Raw genomic sequence first — 9,215 nt, 5'->3', positions numbered from 1 at the left:
CGGATGCTCCAAGGCCACCACCCGGCCCAGACCCCACACCTGCGCCTGCACCGGATCCGCCACCCGCTCCGAACGACCCGTAGCCACCGCCCCACGCGTCACACACCACAACGGCGCACCGACCCCGGCATCGCCCAACGCCTGGACGAGCAGGGTGGTGAGCAGCAGGCCGGTCGACACGCCGTCGGTCCGGCGCTCGTCGAGGGCGAGCAGCGACAGGACGCCTGCGACGGCTGCGCCGTCGGCGACGCGCTGTCCGAGGAGTTCGGTCAGGCCCGAGCGGTCGGTGCGGGCGGCGTCCAGCTCGATCGGGCGGACGTCCACGCCGCGGTCGGTGAGGGCCCGCACCGTGCCGAGCACGGCGGTGCCCTCGGCCGAGCCGGTCGGGACGGCGAGCAGCCAGACGCCGGCGGTCAGCGCGGTGGCGGCCTCGCCGATCGGCTTCCAGGTAGCGCGGTAGCGCCAGGCGTCGGTGGTGGCCTGCTCGCGGGTCCGGCGGCGCCAGGCGGAGAGGGCCGGGAGCACCGAGCTGAGGGGCTGGTCACCGCTGAGGGCGAGAGTGCTGGAGAGCGCGTCGAGGTCGCCGGTGTCGACGGCCTCCCAGAACCGGGCGTCGACGGCGTCGACCGCGGCCGCGGCGGGCGCGGGGGCGGCCAGGTTCTCCAGCCAGTACCACTGGCGCTGGAAGGCGTAGGTGGGCAGGTCGACCCGGCGCGCGCCGGTGCCGGCGAAGACGGCAGGCCAGTCGACGACGCTCCCGCGCAGGTGCAGCAGGGTGAGGGCGGTGGTGAGGGTGCGGGTCTCCGGGCGTCCGGCGCGCAGGGCCGGGGTGAAGAGGGCGTCCTCGGTGACGCAGTCCTGGCCCATCCCGGAGAGCACCCCGTCGGGGCCCAGTTCCAGGTAGGTGCGGACGCCCCGGCCCTCCAGGACGGAGACGGCGTCGGCGAAGCGGACGGCCTCGCGGACGTGCCGCACCCAGTACCCGGGGTCGGTCAGCTCGGTCGAGGCGAGCGCGCCGGTGAGGGTGGAGACGATCGGAATCCGCGGAAGTTCGTAGGTGATCTGCTCGGCGACGGCGCAGAAGTCGTCCAGCATGCCGTCCATCAGCGGGGAGTGGAAGGCGTGGCTGACGGTCAGGCGCTTGGTGCGGCGGCCCGCCAGCTGCGCGACCACGGCCTGGACGGCGTCCTCGGCACCGGAGATCACCACGGAGTTCGGGCCGTTGACGGCGGCGATGCCGACGCCCTCGGTCAGCAGCGGCAGCACCTCCTCCTCGGTGGCCTGCACCGCGACCATCGCACCGCCGCGCGGCAGCGCCTGCATCAACCGGCCACGAGCTGCCACCAGCTTCGCGGCATCCGCCAGCGAGAACACCCCGGCGACGTGGGCGGCGGCCAGCTCGCCGATCGAGTGGCCGGCCAGGTAGTCCGGGCGGACCCCCCAGGACTCGAGGAGGCGGAACAGCGCCACCTCGACGGCGAACAGCGCCGGCTGGGTGCAGCCGGTCTCGCCGATCAGTGCCTCGTCGGCGATCGCCTCGCGCAGCGGGCGGTCCAGGTGGCGGTCGAGTTCGGTGCAGACCGCGTCGAAGGCCGCCGCGAAGGCGGGGTGGGCGGCCGTCAGCTCCGCGGCCATGCCGGCCCGCTGGCTGCCCTGCCCGGTGAACAGGAAAGCGGTGCGGCCGGCGGTGACGGTGCCCTGCAGGACGTCGGCGTTCGACTCGCCGGCGGCCAGGGCGGCGAGGCCGGCCAGCAGGTCGGCGCGGTCCTCGGCGATGACGGCGGCCCGGTGCTCCAGGACGGCGCGGCCGGTGGCGAGCGAGAGGGCGATGTCGCCATCGGTCGCCTCCGCGGGCGTGCCGGCGGTGCGGTCCAGGTGGGTCAGCAGGGCGCGGGCCTGCTCGCGCAGCGCGTCCTCGCTCTTCGCGGAGAGCACCCACGGCTGGACGGCCGGGGCCTGGTCGGCGGGCTTCCGGGTGCGGACGGCGGCCGGGGCCTGCTCCACGATGGTGTGGGCGTTGGTGCCGCTGAAGCCGAAGGAGGAGATGCCCGCGCGGCGCGGACGGCCGGTCTCCGGCCAGGGGCGGGCCTCGGTGAGCAGTTCGACCGCGCCGGACGCCCAGTCGACGTTGGGCGAGGGCTCGTCGAGGTGGAGGCTCTGCGGCAGCGTACCGTGCTGCATCGCCATGACCATCTTGATGATGCCGGCGACGCCGGCGGCGGCCTGGGTGTGGCCGATGTTGGACTTGAGGGAGCCGAGCCAGAGCGGCTGGTCGTCGGTGTGGTCCTGGCCGTAGGTGGCGAGCAGTGCCTGGGCCTCGATCGGGTCGCCGAGGGTGGTGCCGGTGCCGTGCGCCTCGACGGCGTCCACGTCGGTGGCGGTCAGGCCGGCGTCGGCGAGGGCTTGGCGGATGACCCGCTGCTGGGAGGGGCCGTTGGGGGCGGTCAGGCCGTTCGAGGCGCCGTCCTGGTTGATCGCCGAGCCGCGCACGATGCCGAGCACCGGGTGCCCGTTGCGGCGGGCGTCGGAGAGCCGCTCGACGAGGAGCATGCCCGCGCCCTCGGACCAGCTGGTGCCGTCTGCGGCGGCGGAGAAGGACTTGGAGCGGCCGTCGCGGGCGAGGCCGCGCTGGCGGCTGAAGTCGACGAACGCCTCGGGCGTGGCCATGACGGTGACACCGCCGGCCAGGGCCATCGTGCACTCGCCCTGGCGCAGCGCCTGGACGGCGAGGTGCAGCGCGACCAGCGAGGAGGAGCAGGCGGTGTCGACGGTGACGGCCGGCCCCTCGAGGCCGAAGGTGTAGGAGACGCGGCCGGAGGCGATGCTGCCGGAGGTGCCGGTGCCGAGGTAGCCCTCGACGCCCTCGGGGACGGCGCCGAGCCGGGTCGCGTAGTCGTGGTACATCACGCCGGCGAAGACGCCGGTCCGGCTGCCGCGCAGCGTCGCCGGGTCGATGCCGGCCCGCTCGAACGCCTCCCAGGAGGTCTCCAGCAGCAGGCGCTGCTGCGGGTCCATGGCGAGCGCCTCGCGCGGCGAGATGCCGAAGAACGCGGCGTCGAACAGGCCGGCGCCGTGCAGGAAGCCGCCCTGGTCGGCGTACGAGGTGCCGGGGTGGTCCGGGTCGGGGTCGAAGAGGTGGTCGAGGTCCCAGCCGCGGCCGGACGGGAACGCGGAGATCGCGTCGACGCCGCCGGTGACGAGCTGCCACAGCTCCTCGGGCGAGGAGACGCCGCCGGGGTAGCGGCAGGCCATGCCGACGATGGCGATCGGCTCGTCGTCGCGGCGGGCGGGGGCGGCCGCGGGAAGGGCGGACTGCTCCGCGGCGCCGGCGATCTCGGTGCGCAGGTGGGCGGCGAGCGCGGCGGGGGTCGGGTGGTCGAAGATCAGCGTGGGCGGCAGGCGCAGCCCGGTGGCGGCGTTCAGCTCGTTGCGCAGTTCGACGGAGGTCAGCGAGTCGAAGCCGAGCTCGTTGAAGGCCCGGCCGGCGTCGATGGTGTCGGAGGACGCGTGGCCGAGCACGGCGGCGACCCGCACGCGCAGCAGTTCTAGGAGTTCGCGGTCGAGCTCGGCGTCGGAGAGGCCGGCCAGGCGGCGCATCAGGTCCGTGCCGCCGGAGCGGCCGGCGCGGGCGGTCCGCCGGGTGGGTGTGCGGACGAGGCCGCGCAGCTGGGCGGGGAGGGTGCCGGCGGCGGCCTGGGCGCGCAGCGCGGCGAGGTCCAGGCGCATCGGGACGAGCACCGGTTCAGCGGTCGCGGTGGCGGTGTCGAAGAGGGCGAGGCCCTCGTCGTCGGCGAGGCCGGTCAGGCCGCTGCGGGCGAGGCGCTGCAGGTCCGCGCTGTCGAGACCGGCGGCCATCCCGCCGTCGGCCCACGGGCCCCAGGCGAGGGAGGTGGCGGGCAGCCCGGTGGCGCGACGGTGTTCGGCGAGGGCGTCGAGGACGGCGTTGGCGGCCGCGTAGTTGGCCTGGCCGAGGCCGCCGAGCACACCGGCGTTGGAGGAGAAGAGGACGAAGGCGGTGAGCGGCTGGTCGGCGGTCAGCTCGTGGAGGTGGAGGGCGGCGTCGGCCTTGGGCCGCAGGACGGTGTCGAGGCGCTCGGGGGTGAGGGCGTCGAGGACGCCGTCGTCGAGGACGCCCGCGGTGTGGACGACGCCGGTGAGCCGGTGTCCGGCGAGTGCGGCGGCGAGGGCTGCGCGGTCGGAGACGTCGCAGCCGGTGACGGTGGCCTCGGCGCCGTGCTCGGCGAGGTCGGCGAGGAGTTCGGCGGTGCCGGGGGCGTCGGCGCCGCGGCGGGAGAGCAGCAGCAGGCTGCGGACGCCGTGCTCGGCCGCCAGGTGGCGGGCGACCAGGGTGCCGAGGGCACCGGAGGCGCCGGTGACCACGACGGTGCCGTCGGGGCCGAACGCGGGGGCGGCGCCGGCCCCGGCCGGGTCGGCGGCGGTACGCGCCCGGGCGAGCCGGGGGACGTGCACCGCGCCCTCGCGGACCGCGAGTTCGGGTTCGCCGGAGGCGAGGGCGCCGGCCAGGACCTCGCCGGGGATGCCGTGCGCGTCGAGGTCCAGCAGGACGAGCCGGTCGGGGTGCTCCAGCTGGGCGGAGCGGATCAGGCCGCGGACGGCGGCGCGGGCGAGGGCGCCGGGGCCGTCGGCCGTGCCGCCGGTCGTGAGGACGAGGCGGGCGGCGCCGAGGCGGTCGTCGGCGAGCCACTGCCGGGCCGCGTCGAGTGCCCGGTGCAGGGCGGCGCGGAGGGCGGCCGGGTCGTCCGGTTGCTCGGCGTCGACGGGGCCGACGGGCAGGAACACCGCGTCGGGGGCAGCGCGGCCGGCCTCGACGGCGGCGGTGAGGGCGGCCGGGTCGGGGTACTGCTCGGCGCCGAGGGCGGCGAGCTCGGGGGTGGCGGCGCCGAGGACGGCCCAGCGGCCGGTGGTGGCGGCGGAGACCGGCAGGGCCGTCCACTCGACACGGAACAGTGCGTCGCTGCGGGCGGCGCGGGCGGCGTCGAGCTGCTCGGCGGAGATCTCGCGCAGCGCCAGGGACCGCACCGACAGGACGGGCTGCCCGGTGGCGTCGGCCGCTTCGAGGGCGACCTCGCCGCGGCCGAGGACGGTGGCGCGCAGGCGCAGCGCGGTGGCGCCGGCGGCGTGCAGGGTGACGCCGTGCCAGGAGAACGGCAGGCCGCCGCGGACGGCGTCGTCGTCGGTGTCCGCGCCGAGGGCGTGCAGGGCGGCGTCGAGCAGGGCGGGGTGCAGGCCGTAGCGGTCGGCGCCGTCGAGGGCGGGCTCGGGCAGGTCGATCTCGGCGAGGATCTCGGTGCCGCGCAGCCAGACGGCGCGCAGGCCCTGGAAGGCCGGTCCGTAGCCGAAGCCCGCGTCGGTGAGCCGCGCGCGGACGTCCTGGACGTCGACGGGCCGGGCGTCGGCGGGGGGCCAGGCGGCGAGGTCGGGTCCGGCCGGGTCGGCGGCGGGGGCGAGCAGGCCGCCGGCGTGGCGGGTCCAGGGCTCGTCGGCGTCGGCGTGCTCGGGCCGCGAGTGCAGGGAGAGGGTGCGGCTGCCGGTCCGGTCGGCGCCGCCGACCACGATCTGCAGGTGGACGCCGCCCCGGTCGGGCAGCAGTAGCGGCGCCTCCAGGGTGAGTTCCTCGACGAGGCCGCAGCCGGCCTGTTCGGCGGCGCGGACGGCGAGTTCGACGAAGGCGGTGCCGGGGAGCAGGACGCTGCCCTGCACGGCGTGGTCGGCCAGCCAGGGGTGGGTGTCGAGGGCGATCCGTCCGGTGAACAGGATGCCGTCGCCGTCGGCGAGCGCGACGGCGGCGCCGAGCAGGGGGTGGTCGACGGCGCCGAGGCCGACGGCGGTGACGTCACCGCCGTCGGAGCCGGGCGCGAGCCAGAAGCGCTCCTGTTCGAAGGCGTAGGTGGGCAGGTCGACACGGCGGGCGCCCTGCCCGGCGAAGACGGCGTCCCAGTCGGGGGCGGCGCCCCGGATGTGGGCCTGGCCGAGTGCGGCGGTCGCGGTGTGCACCTCGGGGCGGTCGCCGCGCAGCAGCGGGACGAACACGGCGGCGTCCGGGTCGGCGAGGCAGTCCGGGCCCGTCGAGGAGAGCACCCCCTCGGGACCGAGCTCCAGGTAGGTGGTGACGCCCTGGGCCTCCAGGGTCCGGACGGCGTCGCAGTAGCGGACGGCCTCGCGGACGTGGCGCACCCAGTACTCGGGGTCGCCGATCTCCTCAGCGGTGACGGTCCGGCCGGTGAGGGTGGAGACGAGCGGGACCTTGGGTTCGGCGTACGAGACGGCCTGGGCGCAGCGGCGGAACTCCGCCAGCACGGCGTCCATGTGGGGCGAGTGGAAGGCGTGGCTGACCGTCAGGCGGCGGGTCTTGCGGCCCTGCTCGGCCCAGTGGGCGGCGACGGCGAGGACGGCGTCCTCGTCGCCGGCGACGACGACGGAGGCGGGGCCGTTGACCGCGGCGACGGCGACGGCGGCCTCGCGGCCGGCGAGGGTGGTGCGGATCTCGTCCTCGGTGGCCTGGACGGCGGCCATGGCGCCGCCGGCCGGCAGTGCCTCCATCAGGCGGCCGCGGGCGGCGACCAGCAGGGCGGCGTCGGCGAGGGTGAGCACGCCGGCGGCGTGCGCGGCCGCGAACTCGCCGATGGAGTGTCCGGCGACGGCGTCGGGACGCAGGCCCCAGGACTCGACGAGCCGGTGGAGGGCGACCTCGACGGCGAACAGGGCGGGCTGGGTGTAGGCGGTGCGGTGCAGCAGCTCGGCCTCGGGGGTGCCCTCGGCGGCGAACAGCACCTCGCGCAGCGGCCGTTCGAGCTGGAGGTCGAGGTGGCCGGCGGCCTGGTCGAGGGCGCGGGCGAAGACCGGGTACGTCTCGTAGAGTTCGCGGCCCATGGCGAGCCGCTGGCTGCCCTGGCCGGTGAAGAGGAAGGCGGTGCGCCCTGGGGCGGTGCTGCCCTGGAGCAGGCCGGGGGCGCCGAGGCCGTCGGCGAGGGCGTCCAGGGCGCGCCGGAAGCCGTCCCGCTCGCCGGCGACCACGACGGCGCGGTGCTCGAAGGCGGTGCGGGTGGTGGCGAGGGAGTGGCCGAGGTCGGCGAGGCGGTGCTCGGGGTGCGCGTCGAGGTGGGCGGCGAGCCGGCGGGCCTGCGCGCGCAGCGTCTCCGGGGTCCGGGCGGAGAGCACCCAGGGCAGCGCCGCGGGCGCGCGGGTGGCGGGTTCGGCGGCCGGGATCTCCGAGGTCTGCGGGGCCTGTTCGAGGACGGCGTGGGCGTTGGTGCCGCTGAAGCCGAAGGACGAGACGGCGGCCCGGCGGGGGCGGCCGGTCTCCGGCCAGGGGCGGGCCTCGGTGAGCAGTTCGACCGCGCCGGACGCCCAGTCGACGTGCGGGGAAGGCTCGTTGACGTGCAGGGTCCGCGGCAGGACGCCGTGGCGCATCGCCATGACGGTCTTGATGATGCCGCCGATGCCGGCGGCGGCCTGGGTGTGGCCGATGTTGGACTTGAGGGAGCCGAGCCAGAGCGGCTGGTCGTCGGTGTGGTCCTGGCCGTAGGTGGCGAGCAGGGCCTGGGCCTCGATCGGGTCGCCGAGGGTGGTGCCGGTGCCGTGCGCCTCGACGGCGTCCACGTCGGCGGCGGTCAGGCCGGCGTCGGCGAGGGCCTGGCGGATCACCCGCTGCTGGGAGGGGCCGTTGGGTGCGGTGAGGCCGTTGGACGCGCCGTCCTGGTTGATCGCCGAGCCGCGGACGACCGCCAGCACCGGGTGGCCGTTGCGCCGCGCGTCGGAGAGCCGCTCGACGAGGAGCATGCCGACGCCCTCGCCCCAGGCGGTGCCGTCTGCGGCCTCGGCGAAGGGCTTGCAGCGGCCGTCTGGAGCCAGGCCCCGCTGGCGGCTGAAGGCGACGAAGGAGCCCGGTCCGGCCATCACGGCCGCGCCGCCGGCCAGCGCGACGCCGCACTCGCCGCGGCGCAGCGACTGTACGGCCAGGTGGAGGGCGACCAGCGAGGAGGAGCAGGCGGTGTCGACGGTGACGGCGGGGCCCTGGAAGCCGAAGGTGTAGGAGATCCGGCCGGAGGCGACGCTGGCGGCGTTGCCGGTGACGAGGTAGCCCTCCATGCCGTCAGCGGCCTCGTGCAGCCGGGGGCCGTACTCCTGGGCCTCGGCGCCGATGAAGACGCCGGTGCGGGACTCGCGCAGGCCGGTCGGGTCGATGCCGGCGCGTTCGAACGCCTCCCAGGCGGTCTCCAGCAGCAGGCGCTGCTGCGGGTCCATGGCGAGCGCCTCGCGCGGCGAGATGGCGAAGAAGCCGGGGTCGAACTCGTCGGCGTCGTGCAGGAAGCCGCCCTCGCGCGCGTACGAGGTGCCGGCCCGGTCGGGGTCGTCGTCGAAGAGGCCGGCGAGGTCCCAGCCGCGGCTGGTCGGGAACGGGGAGACGGCGTCGACCTCGTCGGCGACCAGCTGCCACAGCTGTTCGGGGCTGCGGGCGTCGCCGGGGAAGCGGCAGGCCATCGCCACGATGGCGATGGGCTCGTCGGAGGCGCCGACGGAGGCCGGCAGCGGCTCCGACTCGGCGGCCAGGCCGAGCAGTTCGGCACGCAGGTGGCGGGCGAGCGAGGCCGGGGTCGGGTGGTCGAACACCAGGGTGACCGGCAGGCGCAGCCCGGTGGCGGCGGTGAGCCTGCTGTGCAGGTCCACGGCGGCGAGCGAGTCGAAGCCCAGTTCCAGGAAGGGCCGGTCGGCGTCGACGGCGGCGCCGGAGCGGCCGCGCAGCGCCTCCCTGGCGCGGTCCAGGACGAGGCTCAGGACGGTCCGCTGCTGCTCGGCCTCGGAGGAGTCGGCGAGCCGCGCGCGCCAGGACGAGACGCCGTCCGAATTTGCGACATCCGCGCCGGCCGGCTCCGGAATGAATTCCTCGGACTGGTTCATCATCGCGCGCTCCACTACCCGGCTGACGGTATCAAACACCGTTGGCCAGCGTGGCACGGGAATGCGCCGCCGGATAACCCCTTACGGGGCCCCTCAGCACCCCTACGATTTCGGCCGGCTACCCCTAGGAATTCTCGGGGGTGCCGACCGGGAGGAAATCGCGGAATGCGCCCGGCGAATTCCTCACCCACAATCGGGCCACGCTAGCGCGTCCCGGCGGGCCGGTAAAGCGGGCCACCGGAACTCGCGCCCGAGTGGGGCACCGGGGTGCGGGACGTTCACCCCGGGCCGCGACC

General features: G+C 76.3%; 1 protein-coding gene. It reads right to left on the bottom strand.

Annotation, left to right across the window (positions count from 1 at the left end; genetic code table 11):
- On the bottom strand, window positions 1-8,922 hold an 8,922-nt coding region (locus tag ACZ52J_RS41130), incomplete at its 3' end, for an SDR family NAD(P)-dependent oxidoreductase (RefSeq protein ID WP_465626389.1).
- Window positions 8,923-9,215 lie beyond the last annotated feature (293 nt).

Source organism: Kitasatospora sp. NPDC034035 (assembly GCF_055575755.1).
The sequence above is the reverse complement of the archived record's forward strand: the minus strand, read 5'-3'. Positions and strand labels throughout refer to the sequence as shown.